This is a genomic window from Nocardia sp. BMG51109 (assembly GCF_000526215.1).
In the GTDB taxonomy this organism is placed as follows: domain Bacteria; phylum Actinomycetota; class Actinomycetes; order Mycobacteriales; family Mycobacteriaceae; genus Nocardia.
Genome location: NZ_JAFQ01000004.1, coordinates 6761136 through 6780991 on the forward strand (window position 1 = coordinate 6761136; position 19856 = coordinate 6780991).

Below are 19856 nucleotides of genomic sequence, written 5' to 3' on the forward strand. Positions count from 1 at the left end.
CAGAGTTGGGCACGGAGTCGGTCGACTGTTCCGACCGCCCCCGACACCGAAAGTAATCGCTCCCACCGCTCGATCTCAACGCACGGTGCGGAAGAAATCCCGCAGATCCCCGATCAGCAGGTCCGGTGCCTCCATCGCGGCGAAGTGCCCGCCGCGGTCGAACTGCGACCAGTGCACCACGGTGTTCTGTTTCTCGGCGACGCCTCGGAGGGTGCCGGCACCCGGAAACACCGCGACACCGGTCGGCACTCCCGAGTCGGGCAGATCGGCGCCCCACTGCCCAGATTCCTTGTACAGCAACATGGATGAACCGATGGTGCCGGTGAACCACAGGATGCTGACATCGGTGAGCAGCATGTCGCGATCGATGGCGTCGTCCGGCAGTTCCTTCGCCGGATCCATGTAGGTGTGCACGACGTCCAGTACCCAGGCCAGCAGGCCCGCCGGGGAGTCGTTGACCGCGGGCGCCAGCGTCTGCGGGCGGGTGGAGTGGATGCCCGCGTAACCGGAGGTCTGCGAGGTGCTCCAGTCCTGCAGTTCGGCCAGCTTCGCCTGATCGCTTGCGCTGTAACCGGATCCGTCGTCGTCCCAGGACGGGATGGTGATCGGGTCGTTGAGGTGCACGCCGACGACGTGCTCACCGTCGATGCGGCCCAGCTGCGGCGCGACGAACGAACCGGCGTCGCCGCCTTGCGCGCCGTATCGCCGGTAACCCAGTCGCGCCATGAGTTCCGCGATCAACTCCGCCGATCGCTCGGTAGCGGCCTCGCCGGGCGCCCGGGTCGGTCCGGAGAAACCGAATCCGGGCAGGGTCGGGATCACCAGATCGAAGGCGTCGGCCGCATCACCGCCGTGTCCCACCGGGTCGGTGAGCGGCCCGATCACCTCGCGGAAGTCGGCGAACGGCCACCCGTGCACCAGGACCAGCGGCAGCGCCCCCGGCTCGGCCGACCGGACATGGACGAAATGCAGCCGCTGCCCGCCGATGTCGGTCACGAACTGCGGATGCGCGTTCAGTGCCAGTTCCGCACGGCGCCAGTCGAATCCGCCGCGCCAGTAGTCGGCCAGCTCGCGGACATATCTCGTCGGTATGCCGTACCGCCAGCCGACATCGGGCAGTTCGGCGGGCCACCGGGTGGCGGCGAGGCGGGACCGGAGGTCGTCGAGGTCGCGTTGCGGTATCTCGACACGGAAGGGCTCGAAGGTCGTCATGCCCGTCACGCTAGAAAGTGATGCGGTCGGTTTCCGTCCTGAACGCGCGGCATTGCGGCGGCCGACCGGAAATATCCCTTGGCAGCCAACCGTATCCGCCGGCGCGTCGTCGGCTAGTGTCGTGCCCGGGACGCACCCGCCGTGCATCCGGTATCCCGGAACCGCCACCCGAGCAGACCGTGTCTCCTACGATTCTCACCGACGAACGTCCGGCGGACAGGGGTGATCCAGATGACCGACAACATGGCAGGCGTGGACCAGTCGAAACCGAGCATCGCCCGTGTCTACGACTATCTACTCGGCGGCCGCGACAACTACGACGTCGACCGCAAGATCGGCGACTACTTCATCAACGATCTGCCGGGGTCGGTGGCCATCGCCTACGCCAACCGGCAGGCGCTCAACCGCGTCATCGGCAGCATCGCCGCCGACGGGATCCGGCAGTTCGTCGACATGGGCAGCGGCCTGCCCACCGTCGACAACGTGCATCAGGTCGCGCAGCGGCACGTGCCCGATGCCCGGGTGGCCTACATCGATAACGATCCGATCGTGCTCGCACACGGTCGCGCGCTGTTGCAGACCGATGCGAACACCACTGTCGTGCAGGCCGATCTGCGCGAGCCGGACAGCATCCGGCAACATCCCGAGGTGCGCCGTCTGATCGATTTCGAGCAGCCGGTCGGCGTCGTCTTCAGCGCCATCCTGCATCACCTGAACGACGACGAGGACCCGCGTGAACTGGTGCAGTGGTGGATCGACCAGGTGCCCTCGGGCAGCGAGATCTACATCTCGCACTTCCGGTCGGGCCAGAACGAGGAGACCAGGGTCGCCGAGCAGAAGCTGCAGGAGACCTTCGGCCGCGGCCGCTGGCGTACCGACGACGAGATCCTCGCGCTGTTCGGCGACGACGTCGAGGTGCTGGAGCCCGGCCTGTCGTACTGCGCGCGGTGGCGGCCGGCGCGCCCGGACGCGAACGTCGACAAGATCGGCGTCGAGGAGCGCGAACTCACCATCTGGGAACAACTCGTGTCCTGTGCGCTGGCCCGCAAGCCGTAGCGTGTCCCCATGATCACCGGCGCGCACACCATCGTCTACGCCACCGACGCCGAGCGGGCCCGCGCGTTCTTCCGGGACATCCTGGGCCTGCCGAACGTCGACGCCGGCGACGGCTGGCTGATCTTCCGCTCGCCGCCGTCCGAGCTGGCCGTGCACCCGGCCGGCGACCCGGACAGCGGGCGGATCGAGCTGTATCTGATGTGCGACGACCTGTACGCCACGGTCGCCGAGCTGACGGCGAAGGGCGTCGAATTCATCGGCGGCATCAGCGAGGCAAGCTGGGGAACGCTCACCTCGTTCCGGGTACCGGGTGCGGGTGAGATCGGGCTGTACCAGCCGCGCCACCCCGTCGCATACGACCTCGACTGAGCCGGGCGCGCAAGGATTTTCGCGTTTCGGCCGACCCGAACGCCCGTGGATCAGGCACCCGTCTGCCCTCGTCGCGCACGAACCGCCGTGTTTCGCCGTACTTTCCGACGCCGCCGAACACCGCGCGATGATCGCCGAGGTCCATGCCCTGTTCCGGACCGAGGGACCGGGCGCCGCGGCGGCCCGGTTCCAGGCCGCGATCGGCGGGACCATGAAGCCCGCGCCCGCTATCGGCGAACTGCCCCCGCGCCAGGCCGAGATGTGGGCGCGCCTGGCCGCCGACGCGCCGCTCATGATGGAGTACGAACTGCGCGAATTCACGTCGTACCTACCGGATTACGCGGCGCTGGAGCCGGTGCGGGATCGGCTGGTCCCGGCGGCCGGCCGGGAGCCCCGGGGGCATCTTCCCCACCGGCCCGCGGCCGAGGTCGCCGCCCGGCTGGGCCTGCCGCTCACCGAGTTTCCCGGTGCGCACAACGGGATACGCACCGATGCCGACGAATTCGCGCGACAATTGATCGGGGTATTCGTTCCCGAGGCGCAACCGGCACCCTGACGGCTGTCGCCCTGAACCACCGCGCCCCTGAAACCACCGCCCTGCCCCTGGCCACGGGATCGCATAGGCTGCTTCGAGTTCACCACGTCAGCGAGGGAGTACGCACCGATGGCCCAGCCGTTCCCGCCCGGACCGCCGCCGAACAACCCGGCGCAGCCGCCAGGTCAGGGGTGGGGCCCGCCCGCCGGCGTGCCCGGGCAACCGATGCCGGGTTATCCGCCGCCGGGCGGCGGGCGCGGTGCGGCCGGTCCGGTGGCCGCAGCCGGGTTGATCCTGGCGGCACTCCTTTACGTCGTGCGCCGGATCTGGTCCTACATCGACTACGACAGGTTCTTCTGGAGCGACCTCGGTGTGATCGTCACCGTGCTGGTCGCGTTGGCGGGCGGGGTTCTGCTGTTCGCCTCCGGCAAGTCGGCCGCCCGGCTCGCCGCCGGAATCGCGGCCGGCATGGTCCTCGCCCCCCACATCAGCTACCTTTTCGGCAGCTTCGACCGAAGCTCCCTCCGTGGCTACAATCCGTGGAGCGACGGCGGCTGGCTGACGATCCCCGTCACCTTGCTCGCGCTGGGCGTGATCGCCGCCCTGCTCGCGGCCGAAGTATCCGGCGGCACACCGCAGAGCCCGAACTCCTGGCCCCGACAACCGGCCGTACCACCCCAGAACGTATGGCCCCAGCCCCCGATGGGCGGCGTCCAGCAATCGCCTCCCGGCTACCCCGGCCAGCAGCCTCCACCGCAGTGGCCCCAGCAATGACGAACCAGCCATGAACTGCCCTGCCGACGTACCCGCAAACCGGTGCGGCGGTAGGCCTTCCGGTCACGCTATCGTGGGTTCACAATGGTCGGCCTGCTATCGCGGGCGCGTGATCGTCGCGCTGTTCATGAGCGCGGCGCGAGAACGTGAATCCGGCGAACGGATCCGGCGCCGTGGTCGGTGGTATCGGGGTGATTGTCCGCATGCTCTTCCGGGAATTCGGCGCAGCCGCGCCGCTACCGGCCGGGCAGCGCTGAGGGCGAACCGTGCCACGGACACCCCTGGTGCGGCGGTTCCGGCGGATCGTCGCCGATCACGCCGCGGCCGAACGTCTCGGTCTGCCGGTGCCGGAGTTCCGGCAGGCCCGCGCCGCCGGGGCGCTGCCCGCGCTCGATCGGCGCACGTTCTTCCGGCTCGCCGCGGCGGTCGGCGGGGCCGGCGTGGCGGCGGGCGTGCCCGGGTGCGGCCCGGTGATCGACCCCGGCGATCCGCCGCGCATCGCGATCGTCGGTGCCGGCCTCGCGGGACTCACCGCGGCATTGGCGCTGGCCGACGCCGGGGTCGGCGCGACCGTTTACGAGGCGAGCGGGCGGGTCGGCGGCCGGATACGGTCCGAGCGCCGCTATTGGGACGAGGGCCAGATCAGCGAATGTGGCGGCGAGGCCATCGATTCCGTGCACACGGCCGTCCGCGGCCTGTGCACCCGATTCGGGCTGCCGCTGACCGACGTGCGGGCGGCCGCGCCGCCGGGCGGTCACGACGTGCTGTACTTCGAGGGCGGCTACCGGTCGCACGACACCTTCGTCGCCGACTTCCAGCCGGTGTACCGTGCGCTGCGCGACGATCTGACCCGCGCCGGTCACCGGCCGGTGACCTGGAACGATGCCACGCCGGGCGCGGTCACCCTCAGCAATATGACTCTCGCCGAATGGATTTCGACCCGGGTGCCGGGCGGATACTCGTCCTGGCTGGCCCGCTATCTCGACGCCGCCTATGCCGTCGAATACGGCCTGCCGACCGCCGCCCAGACCGCCTTGAATCTCCTCTACCTGATGGGTCCGCAGGCCGACCCGAACGATCCGAAGGTGTGGAGCGCCTCCGACGAACGGTACGAGATCCTCGGCGGCAACCAGCAACTGCCGGAGGCGATCGCCGCAGCGTTACCGGACGGAGCCGTCCGGCACGGCTGGCGGTTGGAGGCCATCTCCCGCGGCGCCGGCGGCACCCAGACGCTGACCTTCGACGACCGCGGCTCGCGCCGCACCGTCGTCGCCGACCACACGGTCCTCGCGCTGCCGCTCGCGGTATTGCAGGATACCGATCTCGCGGCCGCCGGATTCGATCCCCGGATGACACAGGCGATCTCGGCATTGGCGATGGGCAGCTGCACCAAGCTGAACATGCAGTTCACGGCGCGTCCCTGGATCGGTACCGGGCCGTGGCCGGGCATGTCGACCGGTGTCAGCTTCACCGATCTCGGCTTCCAGCAGATCTGGGACGCCACCGCCGGGCAGCCCGGCGACCACGGCATCGCCATCCAGTACGGCGGTGGCGCCGAGGCCCGCCGGTTCCCCGCTCCCGCACCGTTTCTCACCGCCTCCGACCCCGCCGTGCGGGCCGCGGTCGGCCGCGTACTGCCGCAGTTCGACCAGGTGGTCCCCGGTGTTTCGGCGCTCTGGAACGGCAAGGCGACCCTGTCGTCCTGGCACCTCGACCCGTACTCCGGGGGCGCCTACAGCTGCTATCCGCCCGGCTACTGCCACCGCTTCGCCGGCTACGAGGGCACGCGCCAGGGCAATATCCACCTCGCCGGCGAACACACCTCCCCCGACTACCAGGGCTACATGAACGGCGCCGCCCGATCCGGCCTCCGCGCGGCCACGGAAATCCTCGGCGACCTCGGCCTTTCGCCGTAGGACGGACATCTCAGGCTTTTACCGTACGGTGGGCACTGTCCGGGCCTCAGCGCAATCGGTCGCCTACGCGCCCTCCGCGATTCTTCCCAGCCAGGAATGCCCGGGGTGGACTCGGCTCAGCCACTCCGACAACCGCGACGTCCTCGACGGGTCCATCGCCGGGAGCACGCGGCGGAGGTCCGCCTCGTCCTTGTCGCGGCATGCTTTCGCCTTGAACAGCAGCGCGACCTCCGGAATCACGTACGGGACGCCGTCGCCGGTGCGGAGAATCAGTTCCTCGTAGGGCAGCGTGATCGACGGGTCGCGGCGGCACACCCATCGGTCACCGATGTGCGGTTCGCGGAATACGTCGAGGTGGTACCGCCCGGTCGCGGGGTCGCGCAGCCAGGTCTGATGATGGACGGCCGCCTCCTGCGGAAAGGGCCGGACCCGTCCGTCGCCGACGACGTCCCACTCGAAGCCCGGTAATGCGGCGATGATCTCGCCGAATCCGTCTCGGGGGACGGCGATTTCGAGATCGGCGTGCGCGCGGGCGCCGCCCCCGGTGAACAGATCCAGTGCCCACCCCGCGGTCACACACCACGGAGTCGTGACGCTCGACATCCGCCGTGTGACCTCGGCCGGGGACCATGGCGACCAGAGTTCGTCGCATTCCTCGGGCGAGAGCAGACGTCCCGGCATCTCGATTCCCCTTCCCGCTCACCGCCCGGCGAGCGTAGCCGCGGCCCGGCAACACTCACCCCGCGGACGGCAATTCTACCGAAAGCTCGTGGTGGAAGATGTTTTTCGGATCCCACTCCGCCTTCACCCGCTGCAATCGCGGATAGTTCGAGCCGTAGTAGAAGGCGTGCCACGGCAGCCCGGAGGCGTTCCACCGCGGGTCGGCGAGATCCGGATCCGGATAGTTGATGTAACTGCCGCCGTTGCGGGCGTCCGGTACCGGCACGCCGCCGGTGTCGGCGTACAGGTCGCGGTAGGTCTCCCGAGCCCAGGCCAGGTGCCGCTCGTCGTCGACGGGCAGGCGCCAGGCCGCGTGGATCATCATCTTCATGAACGTGTCCCGCGCCGGCATAGCCGTGGCGCCGGGGGCGACCGCGTTGATCGCGCCACCGAACGGCAGGAACTCCAGCTGTGTTTCGCCCACGCACCGCGGATCGGACAGGCGGCGGTAGCAGATTCGCAGTTGTTCGGTCGTATACGGCTGCCGCAGATAGGCCGCCTTGACCTTCACCCGCGGCGGCTCCGGAGCCTTGGCGTAGTACGACAGGTTGACGGTCTCGCCGTAGCCGGCGACGACGGTCGGCTGCCGTATCGGGGCGGGGTCGACGCCGTCGACGACCGCCGCGAGGAATTCCTCCAGCCGCGCCGGCGCGTCGGGCGCCTCGGCATCCGACAGGACCAGCATATCGGTGGCCCCGGCGGGGAACGTCCGAATGCCCAGCGGCGCATACAATCCGGCGAAACGGTTACCGGGTTCCCGGTGGCGGGAAAAGAAATCCAGGTAGTTCGCCAGAAACCGGACGAACGACTCCTCGGTCGGCGCCGGCAGGGACAACCGCGTGGTCGACACGGCGCCCGGCGACCGGGGCAGCGCCCGCGCCGGATCGGCGCCGTCGGAACCGGGCGAGCGCAGCAGGAACCGGGTGACGACGCCGAAATTGCCGCCACCGCCACCGGTGTGCGCCCACCACAGGTCCGGATGCGGGCCGTCTCGGGTAGCCACCCCCGAGCGCGCCCGGCCGTCGGCGGCCACCGTGACGATCTCGACCCCGTACAGGTGGTCGGCGACCAGTCCGAACCGGCGCGACAGCGGCCCGTACCCGCCGCCGCTGATGTGCCCGCCCGCGCCGACCCCCTTGCAGATGCCGGCGGGGACGGTGACGCCCCAGCGGCCGAGGGCCTCGTAGACCGCGCCCACTTCGGCGCCCGCACCGACCGAGAAGGCCCGGTACCGGTCGTCCCACCGGATCTCGTTCAGCCGCACCAGATCTATCAGCGCCTGGGTCCGCGAGCTGTCGACGAAGTCGTCGAAGCAGTGCCCGCCGGACCGCACCGCGATCCGCAGCCCGTCGCGCACGCACCGCCCCACCGCGTCGCGCACCTCGTCGGTGGTCTGCGGAAGGTGGATCCGCTGCGGTTGCGCGACGAATCGCCGGTTGTATCCGCGTCTGGTCAGGATCGGATAGTCCAGATCGCCCGGCAGCACCACGCCCGGCTCGGCGGCCCGGGACATCGGCCGTCCGGCCAGCGCCGCCGCCCCGCCCAGCGCGGCACCGACGAAACCTCGGCGCGACAACGACATTCTCGTGCCCTCCTCGGTCGGGTGACATATCCAGCAACTGTGTGCGGTCTCCGATCCGCCCCTGCGAACCGAGAAGACCGCCCTCTCTCGGGCCGGTCACCGCCCGGCATCGAGACAGCTCACGCACTTTCGGCGGACGGCACCCAGACCAGGCTTACCATGATCGAACCACGACAAACCCGCCCGTACCGGTGGGCGCGCCCACGCCGCACGGTCCCTCCGCTCCGTTCATGCAGTGAGCGCAACTGTGCAGCGAATGCAGAACCGATCGTGACCGCTAATGCCCCACGCGTTCCCACCCGCGCGGCGGCCGGTGTGTCCCCAGCGCCTCGTCCCGGCTGCGGTACACGATGTAGGGCCTGGTCAGATATCCGACCGGCGCCGACCATACGTGTACCAGCCGGCTGAAGGGCCACAGCGCGAACAGCGCGCACGCGGCCAGCGCATGCAACCGGAATCCGAGCGGGGCGTGTGCCATCAGCTCCGGATCGGGCCGGAAGTAGAAGACCGACCGGAACCACGGCGCGACGTCCTGACGGTAGTCGTGCTCCTGCCCGCTGAGCGTGTAGTACAGCGTGGTGCCCAGTCCGAGGGCCAGGGTGGCGCCCAGAATCACGTACATGACCTTGTCGTTGCGGGTGGTGGCCGAGAACACCGGGCCGACCGTGCGGCGCCGGTAGATCAGGATCGCCAGGCCCAGCACCGTCGCGGCACCCGCGGCGGTACCCGTCCAGAACGACACCGCGTGATAGGCGCCTTCGCTCACCCCGATGGCCTCGGTCCACGATTCCGGAACGACCAACCCCAGCACGTGCCCGAGGAAGACGAACACGATCCCGTAGTGGAACAGCGGGCTGCCCAGCCGCAGCAGTCGGTTCTCGTACAGCTGCGACGAGCGGGTCGTCCAGCCGAACTTGTCGTAGCGATACCGCCACACGTGCCCCACCAGGCAGATCGCCAGCGCCGCGTAGGGAACGGCGACCCACAGCAGAATATCCACGGCGCTCGGCGTCATCGACGGCCTCCCCTCGGTTCGGGCATGTACGCGGGCGGCGCGAACGGCTCCAGGCCGACCTCCTCCTCCGCCGGTCCCTCGGCGATCAGGCGGATGACGGCGTCGCGGTCGCTGCCGTGCATCGGCGGCAACGTCGCACCGACGGAATCCAGGACGCCCGCCCACGGCGATTCCGCGTCGCGCAACCCCAGCCGCATGAGCTCCACGCCCGCCCGGTACTCGACCAGCAGCCGGTGTCCGGCCTCGGCATGCGCGGCCGCGAACTCCAGCAGCACCGCCAGATGATCGGGCAGTTCCTCGTCGGCGAGCACCAGCCCCGCGGCCCGGTACACCTGCTTGAACCGCAGCAGCGCCATCCCGCGCTTGCGGGTATCGCCGTACAGGAAATAGGTCAGATACGGGCTGAACCGCTTGCGGTGGTCGAAGGTGTCGACGTATTCGGTGGCCAGCGTGAGCGGCGCGGTGTCGTCGAGATGGTTCAGCAGCGGCCGCAACGGTGCACCGACCGCCTTCGGCAGTGCATCGGCGGCCTGCCGCAGCAGCGGCCGCCGGTCCAGCAGGGTTTGGTCGGGATATCCCAGGAGCAGCGACTGCACCTGCCAGGCGGCGGAGCGTTCGGCGGCGTTCGGGCTCATTTGCGGTGTTTCCCTTCCGCTTTGGGCGGTAGCAGGCCCGCGGGCCGGCCCCGGCCGTCCCAGTTGAGCAGGTTGACCCGGTCGGACTTCGCGACCGGCGCGGCCTCGCTGTCGCTGGTCTGCCGGTCGCGCAGCATCCGGAAGTTCTCCACCGCGACGGGGGTGATCTGCCCGGAACTCTCGCCGAACGGGCCCCAGTCGTCCGTGCTCATGCCGGGACCGCCGTCGTAGTCGAGGCTGCACTCGGTAGCCAACTCCTCCAGCCCGTGTGCCTGTTCGGCGTGCGCGGGCGGGATCACGTAGCGCTCGTCGTATTTCGCCAGCGCCAGCAGCCGGTACATGCCGTAGATCTGTTCCTCGGTCATGCCGACCCGGGCCGCGATCTCCGGCCGCGGCTCGCGGCCGAGGTTGATATCGCGCATATAACTGCGCATGGCCGCCATCTTCCGCAGCACCGACTCGACGGGTGCCACGTCACCGGCGGTGAACAGCTCGGCGAGATATTCGACCGGAATGCGCAGCGCCTCGATGGCGGCGAAGAGATTGCCGTGATCCTCGGCGTCGTGCCCGGTGTCACGCAGCACGTCCACCACCGGTGACAGCGGGGGGATGTACCAGACCATCGGCACCGTCCGGTACTCCGGATGCAGCGGCAGCGCCACCCGATACGTGTTGATCAGCGCGTACACCGGCGAGCGCTGCGCGGCCAGGATCCAGTCGTGCGGGATGCCGGCGCGCGCGCAGGCGGCGATCACGTCCGGGTCGTCCGGGTCCAGGAAGGCGTCGCGCTGCGCGGCGTAGAGATCCCGCTCGTCGGGCGTCGAGGCGATGTCGAGCACCTTGTCGGCGTCGTAGAGCATCAGCCCGATGTAGCGCAGCCGCCCGACGCAGGTCTCCGCGCACACCGTCGGCAGGCCCACCTCCACGCGCGGGAAACACAGCGTGCACTTCTCGGCCTTGCCGGTGCGATGGTTGAAATACACCTTCTTGTACGGACACCCGGACACACACATCCGCCAGCCGCGGCATCGATCCTGGTCCACCAGCACGATGCCGTCCTCGCTGCGCTTGTAGATCGCGCCGGACGGGCACGACGCCACGCACGACGGGTTCAGGCAGTGCTCGCAGATGCGCGGCAGATAGAACATGAAGGTGCGCTCGAACTCGAAGCGCACCTTGTCGCCCAGCTCGGCCAGCAGCGGATCCTTGCGCGCGAGTTCGGGTGCGCCGCCGAGATCGTCGTCCCAGTTGGCCGACCAGGTGATCCGGGTGTCCTCGCCGGTGATCAGCGATTTCGGCCGCGCCACCGGCGTGTGCCGCTGCACCGGCGCGGTGGTCAGGGTCTCGTAGTCGTAGGTCCACGGCTCGTAGTAGTCGCCCAGCTCGGGCAGGATCGGATTGTCGAAGAGGGTGAGCAGCTTGCGCAGCCGCCCGCCGCCGCGCAGCCGCAACCGGCCGCGCCGGTCCAGCGTCCAGCCGCCGCGCCACCGGCGCTGATCCTCGTAGGTGCGCGGATAGCCCTGTCCCGGACGGGTTTCCACGTTGTTGAACCAGACGTACTCGACGCCCGAACGGTTGGTCCAGGTCTGCTTGCAGGTCACCGAGCAGGTGTGGCACCCGATGCACTTGTCCAGGTTCATCACCATCGCCATCTGTGCCATCGGTTTCATCGGTACCGCACCTCCTGGCCGCGGCGGCGGATCACGGTGATCTCGTCGCGCTGGTTGCCGGTCGGGCCGAGATAGTTGAACGCGTAGGACAGCTGGGCGTAGCCGCCGATCAGGTGGGTCGGCTTGATCAGCAGTCGGGTCAGCGAGTTGTGGATGCCGCCGCGCTGCCCGGAGGTCTCGGCGATCGGCACGTCCACCACCCGATCCTGGGCGTGGTGCATGTAGACGGTGCCCTCGGGCATCCGGTGCGAGACGATCGCGCGGGCCACCACCACGCCGTTGCGGTTGACCGCCTCGATCCAGTCGTTGTCGGCGACACCGATCTTCGCGGCGTCGCGGTCGGACATCCAGATCGTCGGCCCGCCGCGCGACAGGCTCAGCATGAGCAGGTTGTCCTGATATTCGGAGTGGATCGACCACTTCGAATGCGGGGTCAGATACCGCAGGACCAGCCCGTGCTCACCGGCCGAACCGAGGACGGGCTCGGCGAACAGCGCGGCCATGTTCAGCGGCGGCCGGAACACCGGGAGCTGTTCGCCCACCTCGGCCATCCAGTCGTGGTCCAGATAGAAGTGCTGGCGGCCGGTGAGGGTGTGCCAGGGCTTGTGCCGCTCCACGTTCAGGGTGAACGGCGAGTACCGCCGGCCGCCGGATTCCGAGCCCGACCATTCCGGCGAGGTGATCACCGGCACCGGCGCGGCCTGGGTGTCGGCGAAGGTGATCCGCTTGCCCTCGTGCTCGGCGGCCAGGTCGGCCATCCGGGTTCCGGTGCGCTGCTCCAGGGTCCGGAAGCCCTGGGTGGCCAGGCGGCCGTTGGTGGTGCCCGACAGCGCAAGGATCGCCTCGCAGGCATCGATATCGCGGATCATGGCGGGGCGACCGGCGGCGGGGCCGCCGCGCACGGTGCCGTTCTTGTCGGCCAGGTAGCGGATCTCCGGCGCCAGTTCGAACGTGACCCCCTTGGTGGTGGCGCCCAGCGAGTCCAGCAGCGGCCCGAGCGCCGCCATCTTCGCCGCCACCGCCGGATAGTCGCGCTCCACGGCGATCAGCTTCGGCATCGTCTTGCCCGGAACCGGTTCGCACTCACCGGCTTTCCAGTCGCGGACCACGCCGTGCGGGGTGGCCAGCTCATCGGGGGTGTCGTGCTGCAGCGGAGCCGCCACCACGTCGGTGCGCTTGCCGAGATGGCCGGTGGCCAGGCGGGTGAACGCCTTGCCGATGCTCTGGAACGCGTCCCAGTCGGTGCGGGCCTGCCAGGGCGGGGCGATCGCGGGCGAGAACGAGTGCACGAACGGGTGCATATCGGTGGTCGACAGGTCGTACTTCTCGTACCAGGTCGCCGCCGGCAGCACCACATCCGAGTACAGGGTGGTGCTGGTCATCCGGAAGTCCAGGGTCAGCAGCAGATCCAGCTTGCCGACCGGCGCTTCCTCGTGCCACTCCACCTCCCGCGGGCGCGCGCCGGGCGGCGCCTCCTGCGCGCGCAGCGCCGAACTCGTCCCCAGCAGATGTTTCAGGAAGTACTCGTCACCCTTCGCCGACGACCCGAGCAGGTTCGACCGCCACACGCTGAGCACCCGCGGAAAGTTCTGTGGCGCATCGGGATCCTCGCACGCGAACCGCAGCCGCCCCAGCTTCAGCTCCGACACCACATAGTCGGCGACCGGCATCCCCGCCTGCTCCGCCTCGTCGGCCAGGTCCAGCGGGTTGCGGTCGAAGGTCGGATACGACGGCATCCAGCCCAGCCGCGCCGACAGCGCGATCAGGTCGGCGGTCGTGCGGCCGGACAGCGCGCCGCCCGCCGCCGCCCCGGCGAGGGTGTCGGCGGCGAACGGGTCGTAGCGGAACTGGTCGGTGTGCAGGTACCAGTAGGCGGTCTGGATCATCTGCCGCGGCGGGCGCGACCAGTCCAGCGCGCCTGCCACCTGCGCCCATCCGGTCACCGGACGGCATTTCTCCTGGCCCACATAGTGTGCCCAGCCGCCGCCGTTGACGCCCTGACAGCCCGTCAGCGTGGTCAGCGCCAGGAACGTGCGATAGATCGTGTCGGAGTGGAACCAGTGGTTGGTGCCCGCGCCCAGCAGGATCATCGACCGGCCCTTCGATTCGGCCGCGTTGGCGGCGAATTCGCGGGCGATCCGGGCGGCGGCCGCGGCGGGCACGCCGGTGACGGTCTCCTGCCAGGCCGGTGTGCCGGGCTGGGTCGCGTCGTCGTAGCCGCTCGGCCACTCCCCCGGCAGATCGGGCCGGCGCACCCCGTACTGGGCGAGCATCAGGTCGTAGACGGTGGTCACCAGGTGCCCGCCCACGGTGCGGACCGGCACGCCGCGCCACAGCGGCTGCGCCGCGCCGTCGGGCGCGTCGAACCTGGACAGCCGCACCGCCACGGCGTCACCGCCGTAGACCGTCAGCAGCGGATTGGCCCGGCCCAGCTCGAGATTCCATCGCCCGGCGCCCTCCCCGCCGTAGCGGAAACCGAGAGATCCGTTGGGCACCACCGGTTCTCCGTCGTCGTCGAGAACCACGGTCTTGAATTCGGCGTGCGGTTCGGCGGCGAATCCGGGGAGATCGGCGGCGGTGAGGAACTTTCCGGGCCGGTAGCCGTCACCGTCGGCCTCCAGCCGCACCAGGAACGGCAGATCCGTGAACTGCTTGACGTAGTCGCGGAAGTACGGGTCGGCTCGGTCGATGAAGAACTCGCGCAGGATCACGTGCCCCATCGCCAGCGCCAGCGCGCCGTCGGTGCCCGGATACGGGGCCAGCCATTCGTCGGCGAACTTCACGTTGTCGGCGTAGTCGGGCGCCACCGCGATCACCTTCTGGCCGCGGTAGCGGGCCTCGGCCATCCAGTGCGCGTCGGGTGTGCGGGTGACCGGGACGTTGGAACCCCACATGATCAGATAACCGGCGTCCCACCAGTCCCCGGACTCCGGCACGTCGGTCTGGTCGCCGAACACCTGCGGCGAGGCCACCGGCAGATCGGCGTACCAGTCGTAGAACGACAGCATCACTCCGCCGAGCAGCGAGACGAACCGCGACCCGGCGGCGAACGACACCATCGACATCGCCGGGATCGGCGAGAAGCCCGCGACGCGGTCGGGGCCGTAGGACTTCACCGTGTGCACGTGCGCCGCGGCGATCAGCTCGACCGCCTCGTCCCACGTGGTCCGGACCAGGCCGCCGCGGCCGCGCAGGCTCTTGTAGCGCCGCGCCGCCGCCGGATCCTCGACGATCGACGCCCAGGCGTCGACCGGGTTCCCGGTGCGCGCCTTGGCTTCTCGATACAACTCGAGCAGGGCGCCGCGGATGTAGGGGTAGCGCACGCGGGTCGGTGAGTAGGTGTACCAGGAGAAGGCCGCGCCGCGCGGGCACCCGCGCGGCTCGTACTCCGGCCGGTCCGGACCGGCCGAGGGGTAGTCGGTCTGCTGGGTCTCCCAGGTGATGATGCCGTCCTTGACGTACACCTTCCAGGAGCACGATCCGGTGCAGTTCACCCCGTGCGTGGACCGCACCACCTTGTCGTGCGACCAGCGATCGCGATAGAACTCGTCGGCCTGCCGGCCGCCCACCTGATACAGCGTCCGCCGGTCGGGTGAGACCTCCGTGCGGGTGAAGAAGCGACGCGTGCGGATCAGCGCGTCGGTGAGTTCGCCGTCCAGTTGCACCATGCGCACGCCTCTCTCGACGAGTTGCCGACCGGCGACGCCGTGGGGCGCGCGATCGGACACCAACCGCACGAACGCCCCGCACGTTACCTCCCACGACCGACACCGCGCGTTATTTGCGGCGACCGAGGGCGCACCGGACGGCGCGGCTCAGCCGGTCCTCGATTCGGTGCGCAGCAGTCCGTGCACGCCGACCGCCTCGCTCCGCGCCGCCGACCGGTCGAGGCGCAGCGCCGTGTGAATCTCGGTGCCGCCCAAGAGGATCAGGCCGATCCCGATCAACCCGGACAGCACGCCGACCGCCTCGACCGGGCCGACCGGATCGACCGGCCACACCGCCACCAGAAACCCCGCCAGCACGGTGAGCAGGCCGTAGCACTCCTGGCGCCCGGCGTGCGGCAGCCCGCTCGACCACACCGCGGCGAGGGCCAGCACGACGCCGCGGATCGCCCACCCCAGCCCGACCCACAGCGCCAGCACCGACACCCAGTCGCCGCTCTGCAGGCACAGGACCGCCAGCAGCACCGCCACCGCCGCGGAGGCGAACTCGAGCACCCGCAGCCCGGCGCCGATGCGGGCCAGCAGCGCCATCGCCGCCTGCCACACCGCCGTCAGCGCCAGGCACAACGCGAACAGCACCCCCGCGGCGCGCACCGACTTGTCCGACCAGGCGAGTACAACGACACCCAGTGCCACCGACCCGCAGCCGATCGCCAACGCCACCTGCCACGCGTCACCGAACACGTCGGTGCGCCCCGCGATTCGGAGAGTGGGCATAGCGCAATGATATGACCACGATCCGCCAGTAACCCTGCATTTGCGACAGGACAGTCGGAGTGGCGGATATCGCCGCGCCGTGCCGGAAATCCACGGCGCGAACCCGGGTGCGGGTGCCAGTGTTGCCGGACTTGCCGAACACTGGGGATCCGCTGCGAGCGAACCCCACGCCTGCCTGCGATCGTGGCCGCTCCGCCTCGTCCACGCCTGCGGACGCAGAGAATTGCCGAACCATTGCGCCATGGGATGCACCGCCGACCTCGGCCACGTCGTCCCGAGCGCTCGTCGAGCGGTCACCCGGCCCGGCCGACCGTGCACCCCTGGTTCGCACGCCGACGACCCGCGACCCACAGCGGCTCGGCTACGGCACCGACGGCGGCACGCGCACCCGTGACCGCGGCGATCCGACGGGTTACGGTGATGGGCACAGCGTTTCGTGTGCTGTGCCGCACCGCCGCGGCACGTCGGAAGGACGACCCCGTGACCAGCGTGTATCCGCCGGGCCCCCGGCTACCCCGAGTGATCCAGACGCTGCTGTACACCCGGCGGCGCACCCGGTACGTCACCGCCCTCGCCCGCCGCTACGGCGACGTCTTCACCGTGCGCATGGTGCCGCCCTACGCCGAGAACCTGGTGGTGTTCTCCCGCCCCGAGCACATCCGCGAGATCTTCGCCGGCGATCCGGCGAATCTGCATGCGGGCGAGGGCAATCGGATACTCGGCGCGATCATGGGCGAGCATTCGCTGCTGCTGACCGACGAGGACGAACACGCCCGCGCCCGCCGCCTGCTGATGCCGGCGTTCGCCGGTTCGGCGCTGCGCGGCTACCGCACGCTGGTGGAGGAGATCGCCGAGACGCAGGTCGACCGCTGGGCGGCGGATACCACGCTGCCGACCCTGGACCGCATGAACGCGCTCACCCTCGAGGTGATCATGCAGGTGGTGTTCGGGATGACCGACCAGGGCCGCCGCGACGAGCTGGCACCGCTGCTGCGGCACATCATCGACATCAACCCGATCGTGTTCTTCGGCTGGAAGTATCCGCGACTGCAGCGGTTCGGGCCGTGGAAGCGGTTCCGCGACAACCAGATCGAGATCGACGAGCTGCTCTACGCCGAAATCGCCCGGCGCCGCGCCCACCCCGACCTCGATCGCCGCACCGATGTCCTGTCACGGCTGCTGGCGGTGGGTTCCGGCGACGATCCCGCGGATACGCCGCTCACCGATGCCGAACTGCGCGACCAGCTCATCACGCTACTGCTGGCGGGGCACGAGACCACCGCATCGGCCCTGTCCTGGACGCTGCACGAGCTCGCGGCCGACCCCCGCATCCAGGACACCGCGCGCCGGGCGGCCGCCGAGGGCGACGACAAATACCTCGAAGCGGTGCTGAAGGAGGCGATGCGGCGGCACCCGGTGATCGGCGGCGCGGTGCGCCGGCTGACCGAGGACAGCACCGTCTGCGGTTTCGATCTCCCCCGCGGCACGGTCGTCTCGACGTCGATCGTGCTGGCGCACCAGCGAACCGACAACCACCCCGACGCCGGCCGCTTCCGGCCCGAACGTTTCCTCGACGGCAGCGTCACCGCCAACACCTGGCTCCCGTTCGGCGGCGGCGTGCGCCGCTGCATCGGCGCCGGCTTCTCCCTGATGGAGGGCACCGTGGTACTGCGCGAGATACTGTCCCGCTACACCCTGTCCCTGCCACCGGGCGCAGGCCCCGAACGCGGCCGCATCCGCAACATCACCAACGTCCCCGCCGGCGGCGCCCGAGTCGTCCTGACCCCCGACGAAATCCGCTCGACAGCACCGTCCCCCACCTGAACAGCAACCACCGACCTTACGACCGTGTCACCGGTGATGGTGTGACTGCCACCGGCCCGAAACCTTCCTCGCCCTCGGCGGACTCCTGTGGCCACCGCGGCCGGCACCCTCACCGTCTCCCTCGCCCTGTCCGCCGCCGAGGCCACCGAACTGGCGCTGCGCGCGGGATCGGCCACGCCCGAACGGATCTCGCGCCTCGCTCACCTGCGCGGCGGCCGCCCTGCTGACCGTGATGACCGGATGGCGTCGGTCGGTGGCTTGCGGGATGCGTCGGGTGCAGTGGCACTGCCCGGATGCGTTCTGCGTGGCCGAGATATCGGCCGGAGGTGCCTGCCGGCGAGCCGGCGGTGCGTGTAACTCGACGAGGACGCGGGTGAGGAGCATCGTGGCGGGGCCGAAGTCCGCTCGTTGATAGAAGGGCACCGACAGGTCGGTCGGCGAGAGCACGATCCGGACGCAGCCGTGGTCTCGAGCGTACGCGACCAAGGCGTTGAGCAGTGCTGTGCCGATGCCCCGGTTTCTGTGTCCGGCGAGTACGAAGGCGTTGGCGAGGTAGCCCCATCGTGAGGCAGGGTGGCCGGGCCGGGGCATCCGCTCGAAGAGGGCGAGATTCACCATCCCGACCGCGCTGCTGTCGATCTCGGCCAGGAAGGTCGTCCGGCGTGACGACTCGGTCGCGTACCACTGGGCGAACTGTTCGTCGAATCGTTCGTCCTCGAGCGGTCGCCCCGCTTGCTCCTCGGACCACTGCCGGCGGAGCCGCGCCAGCGCGGGGATGTCGCGGTCGTCGGCCTGTCGTATGGAGACATCATGGGTGACGGTCATCGGCCAATCCTTGTCGATATCGGCAATTGTCCTGCGGCCCAGTGTGGTTGTGTTTCGTCTCGCGAAAGGTCAGCGGGTGGCAAGGCGGACGGCGACCACCGAGCGGCGCCGAAGATCACAGCTGTGCGACGGCCTCGACACGGATAGGTTGTCACTCATGGTCCGAACCGGTTATCCGCTGCTGTTCACGCTGTGCGCACTTGCGTGCACTGCCGTTCCCGCGCAGGCCGCACCCGATGCCGCTCCGGTGCGGCTGCTCGGGGAGCAGGTCCTCCCGCACGGTCTCGATGTCCAGGGCACCACCGCCGGCGGGCTGTCGGGTATCGACTATTCCGCGCGCACCGGCGAGTACGTGCTGATCAGCGACGACCGGTCGGCAAAGAATCCGGCGCGGTTCTATACGGCCCGAATCCCGGTGGACGGCAACGGTGTCGGCCCGGTGGCGTTCACCGCCACCCACCCGTTCCGCACCCCCGACGGGGGAACGTATCCGGCCGACAGCGTCGACCCCGAGGACATCCGCGTCGATCCGTGGACCGGCGACTATGTCTGGACGCAGGAGGGCGAACGCGCCGGCCCGGTCCTGTCCGACCCGTCCGTCCGAATCACCCACCCGGACGGCACCTTCGCCGGTGAGCTGCCCATCCCGGACAACGAGCGGTTGCGCCCCGACTCCGGTCCGCGGCGCAACGAGACCCTCGAGGGCGCGAGCTTCGCCGCCGGCGGCGCGCTGCTGGTCAGCTCCGTCGAAGGCCCACTGCTGCAGGACGGTCCGGACGCCACCGCCGCCGCGGGCGCGCTCACCCGGCTCACCGTGCAGGGCCGTGTCGGTCCGCCGCTGGCGCAGTACGCGTATCCGCTCGATCCGGTGCACGCCGAAGGATCGGGCAGCACCGGCGTCGCCGCCGTCCTCGCCGCGGACCCGGCCGATCCGGCCCGATATCTGGTGCTGGAGCGCAGTTACGTCGAGGGCGTCGGCAACCGCATCCGCATCTACGAGGCCGACACCAGCGGCGCCACGAACGTCCTCGACGCGCCATTGGGTCAGGCCCGTCCGGCCGGCAAGCGCCTGCTGGTCGATCTCGCCGACGTCGGACTCTCCCACATCGACAACGTGGAGGGCATGACCTGGGGCCCGCGCCTGTCGTCGGGTGAGCGCACGCTGGTTCTGGTCAGCGACGACAACTTCTCCGACCGGCAGATCACCCAGCTGATCGCCCTGGCGGTGCGGTAACCGGCCTACTCGCGCACTCGGGAGCCCGCCCCCGCCAACGGAACCCG

Annotated in this window: 16 protein-coding genes; 7 read left to right on the forward strand and 9 right to left on the reverse strand. The window is 69.9% G+C overall.

Annotation, left to right across the window (positions count from 1 at the left end; all coding sequences use genetic code 11):
- Positions 1 to 75 precede the first annotated feature (75 nt).
- A complete protein-coding gene (locus D892_RS0131920) occupies positions 76 to 1212 on the reverse strand; it encodes an epoxide hydrolase family protein (RefSeq protein ID WP_036567617.1) in 1137 nt (378 codons plus the stop codon).
- Positions 1213 to 1443: 231 nt separating this feature from the next.
- Here D892_RS0131920 and D892_RS0131925 point away from each other — a divergent pair, with 231 nt between their 5' ends.
- The 5 genes from D892_RS0131925 to D892_RS0131950 all read left to right on the forward strand — a co-directional run bounded on the left by D892_RS0131925 (position 1444) and on the right by D892_RS0131950 (position 5862).
- Complete coding sequence (locus D892_RS0131925) at positions 1444 to 2268, forward strand: SAM-dependent methyltransferase (RefSeq protein ID WP_024805146.1); 825 nt, start codon at positions 1444 to 1446, stop codon at positions 2266 to 2268.
- A 9-nt stretch (positions 2269 to 2277) separates the two neighbouring features.
- Positions 2278 to 2637 carry a VOC family protein gene (locus D892_RS0131930; RefSeq protein ID WP_024805147.1) on the forward strand — a complete coding sequence of 120 codons (360 nt, stop codon included), beginning with the start codon at positions 2278 to 2280 and terminating at the stop codon, positions 2635 to 2637.
- Between the two features lie 127 nt (positions 2638 to 2764).
- On the forward strand, positions 2765 to 3193 hold the full coding sequence (locus D892_RS42600) for a hypothetical protein (RefSeq protein ID WP_051499227.1): 429 nt from the start codon (positions 2765 to 2767) through the stop codon (positions 3191 to 3193).
- Positions 3194 to 3301: 108 nt separating this feature from the next.
- Positions 3302 to 3946, forward strand: a complete 645-nt coding sequence (locus D892_RS0131940) for a hypothetical protein (protein WP_156959767.1) — start codon at positions 3302 to 3304, stop codon at positions 3944 to 3946.
- A gap of 266 nt (positions 3947 to 4212) precedes the next feature.
- Positions 4213 to 5862, forward strand: a complete 1650-nt coding sequence (locus tag D892_RS0131950) for an NAD(P)/FAD-dependent oxidoreductase (RefSeq protein ID WP_024805150.1) — start codon at positions 4213 to 4215, stop codon at positions 5860 to 5862.
- Positions 5863 to 5925: 63 nt separating this feature from the next.
- On the opposite strand, the gene D892_RS0131955 is transcribed toward D892_RS0131950, so the two are convergent.
- From D892_RS0131955 to D892_RS42605, 7 genes are all read right to left on the reverse strand, one after another.
- Entirely contained in the window at positions 5926 to 6543 is a 618-nt protein-coding gene (locus tag D892_RS0131955) for a hypothetical protein (protein ID WP_024805151.1), read from the reverse strand.
- Positions 6544 to 6598: 55 nt separating this feature from the next.
- A complete protein-coding gene (locus D892_RS0131960; protein WP_024805152.1) occupies positions 6599 to 8164 on the reverse strand; it encodes an FAD-binding oxidoreductase in 1566 nt (521 codons plus the stop codon).
- Positions 8165 to 8441: 277 nt separating this feature from the next.
- Positions 8442 to 9179 carry a respiratory nitrate reductase subunit gamma gene (gene narI / locus D892_RS0131965; protein WP_024805153.1) on the reverse strand — a complete coding sequence of 246 codons (738 nt, stop codon included), beginning with the start codon at positions 9177 to 9179 and terminating at the stop codon, positions 8442 to 8444.
- A complete protein-coding gene (gene narJ / locus D892_RS0131970) occupies positions 9176 to 9814 on the reverse strand; it encodes a nitrate reductase molybdenum cofactor assembly chaperone (RefSeq protein ID WP_024805154.1) in 639 nt (212 codons plus the stop codon). Before narJ ends, narI begins: the two co-directional genes overlap by 4 nt.
- Entirely contained in the window at positions 9811 to 11484 is a 1674-nt protein-coding gene (narH, locus tag D892_RS0131975; protein ID WP_024805155.1) for a nitrate reductase subunit beta, read from the reverse strand. Before narH ends, narJ begins: the two co-directional genes overlap by 4 nt.
- Positions 11481 to 15152 carry a nitrate reductase subunit alpha gene (locus D892_RS0131980; protein WP_084161835.1) on the reverse strand — a complete coding sequence of 1224 codons (3672 nt, stop codon included), beginning with the start codon at positions 15150 to 15152 and terminating at the stop codon, positions 11481 to 11483. Before D892_RS0131980 ends, narH begins: the two co-directional genes overlap by 4 nt.
- 147 nt (positions 15153 to 15299) lie before the next feature.
- A complete protein-coding gene (locus tag D892_RS42605) occupies positions 15300 to 15926 on the reverse strand; it encodes a hypothetical protein (RefSeq protein ID WP_024805157.1) in 627 nt (208 codons plus the stop codon).
- 420 nt (positions 15927 to 16346) lie between these two features.
- On the opposite strand from D892_RS42605, the gene D892_RS0131990 reads away from it, so the two are divergent.
- Positions 16347 to 17750, forward strand: a complete 1404-nt coding sequence (locus D892_RS0131990) for a cytochrome P450 (RefSeq protein ID WP_051499231.1) — start codon at positions 16347 to 16349, stop codon at positions 17748 to 17750.
- 27 nt (positions 17751 to 17777) lie between these two features.
- Here D892_RS0131990 and D892_RS44635 read toward each other — a convergent pair whose 3' ends face one another.
- The gene (locus D892_RS44635; RefSeq protein ID WP_024805159.1) at positions 17778 to 18575 is read right to left on the reverse strand and encodes a GNAT family N-acetyltransferase; all 798 of its coding nucleotides are present in this window, start codon (positions 18573 to 18575) and stop codon (positions 17778 to 17780) included.
- 157 nt (positions 18576 to 18732) lie between these two features.
- Here D892_RS44635 and D892_RS0132000 point away from each other — a divergent pair, with 157 nt between their 5' ends.
- Entirely contained in the window at positions 18733 to 19809 is a 1077-nt protein-coding gene (locus D892_RS0132000) for an esterase-like activity of phytase family protein (protein WP_024805160.1), read from the forward strand.
- Positions 19810 to 19856 lie beyond the last annotated feature (47 nt).

What these genes read in the sequence shown, in the direction of transcription:
- D892_RS0131920 (WP_036567617.1), bottom strand. Translation starts at nt 1,212, where the DNA reads ATGACGACCTTCGAGCCCTTCCGTGTCGAGATACCGCAACGCGACCTC.
- D892_RS0131925 (WP_024805146.1), top strand. Translation starts at nt 1,444, where the DNA reads ATGACCGACAACATGGCAGGCGTGGACCAGTCGAAACCGAGCATCGCC.
- D892_RS0131930 (WP_024805147.1), top strand. Translation starts at nt 2,278, where the DNA reads ATGATCACCGGCGCGCACACCATCGTCTACGCCACCGACGCCGAGCGG.
- D892_RS42600 (WP_051499227.1), top strand. Translation starts at nt 2,765, where the DNA reads ATGATCGCCGAGGTCCATGCCCTGTTCCGGACCGAGGGACCGGGCGCC.
- D892_RS0131940 (WP_156959767.1), top strand. Translation starts at nt 3,302, where the DNA reads ATGGCCCAGCCGTTCCCGCCCGGACCGCCGCCGAACAACCCGGCGCAG.
- D892_RS0131955 (WP_024805151.1), bottom strand. Translation starts at nt 6,543, where the DNA reads ATGCCGGGACGTCTGCTCTCGCCCGAGGAATGCGACGAACTCTGGTCG.
- D892_RS0131960 (WP_024805152.1), bottom strand. Translation starts at nt 8,164, where the DNA reads ATGTCGTTGTCGCGCCGAGGTTTCGTCGGTGCCGCGCTGGGCGGGGCG.
- narI (WP_024805153.1), bottom strand. Translation starts at nt 9,179, where the DNA reads ATGACGCCGAGCGCCGTGGATATTCTGCTGTGGGTCGCCGTTCCCTAC.
- narJ (WP_024805154.1), bottom strand. Translation starts at nt 9,814, where the DNA reads ATGAGCCCGAACGCCGCCGAACGCTCCGCCGCCTGGCAGGTGCAGTCG.
- narH (WP_024805155.1), bottom strand. Translation starts at nt 11,484, where the DNA reads ATGAAACCGATGGCACAGATGGCGATGGTGATGAACCTGGACAAGTGC.
- D892_RS0131980 (WP_084161835.1), bottom strand. Translation starts at nt 15,152, where the DNA reads ATGGTGCAACTGGACGGCGAACTCACCGACGCGCTGATCCGCACGCGT.
- D892_RS42605 (WP_024805157.1), bottom strand. Translation starts at nt 15,926, where the DNA reads ATGCCCACTCTCCGAATCGCGGGGCGCACCGACGTGTTCGGTGACGCG.
- D892_RS0131990 (WP_051499231.1), top strand. Translation starts at nt 16,347, where the DNA reads ATGGGCACAGCGTTTCGTGTGCTGTGCCGCACCGCCGCGGCACGTCGG.
- D892_RS44635 (WP_024805159.1), bottom strand. Translation starts at nt 18,575, where the DNA reads ATGACCGTCACCCATGATGTCTCCATACGACAGGCCGACGACCGCGAC.
- D892_RS0132000 (WP_024805160.1), top strand. Translation starts at nt 18,733, where the DNA reads ATGGTCCGAACCGGTTATCCGCTGCTGTTCACGCTGTGCGCACTTGCG.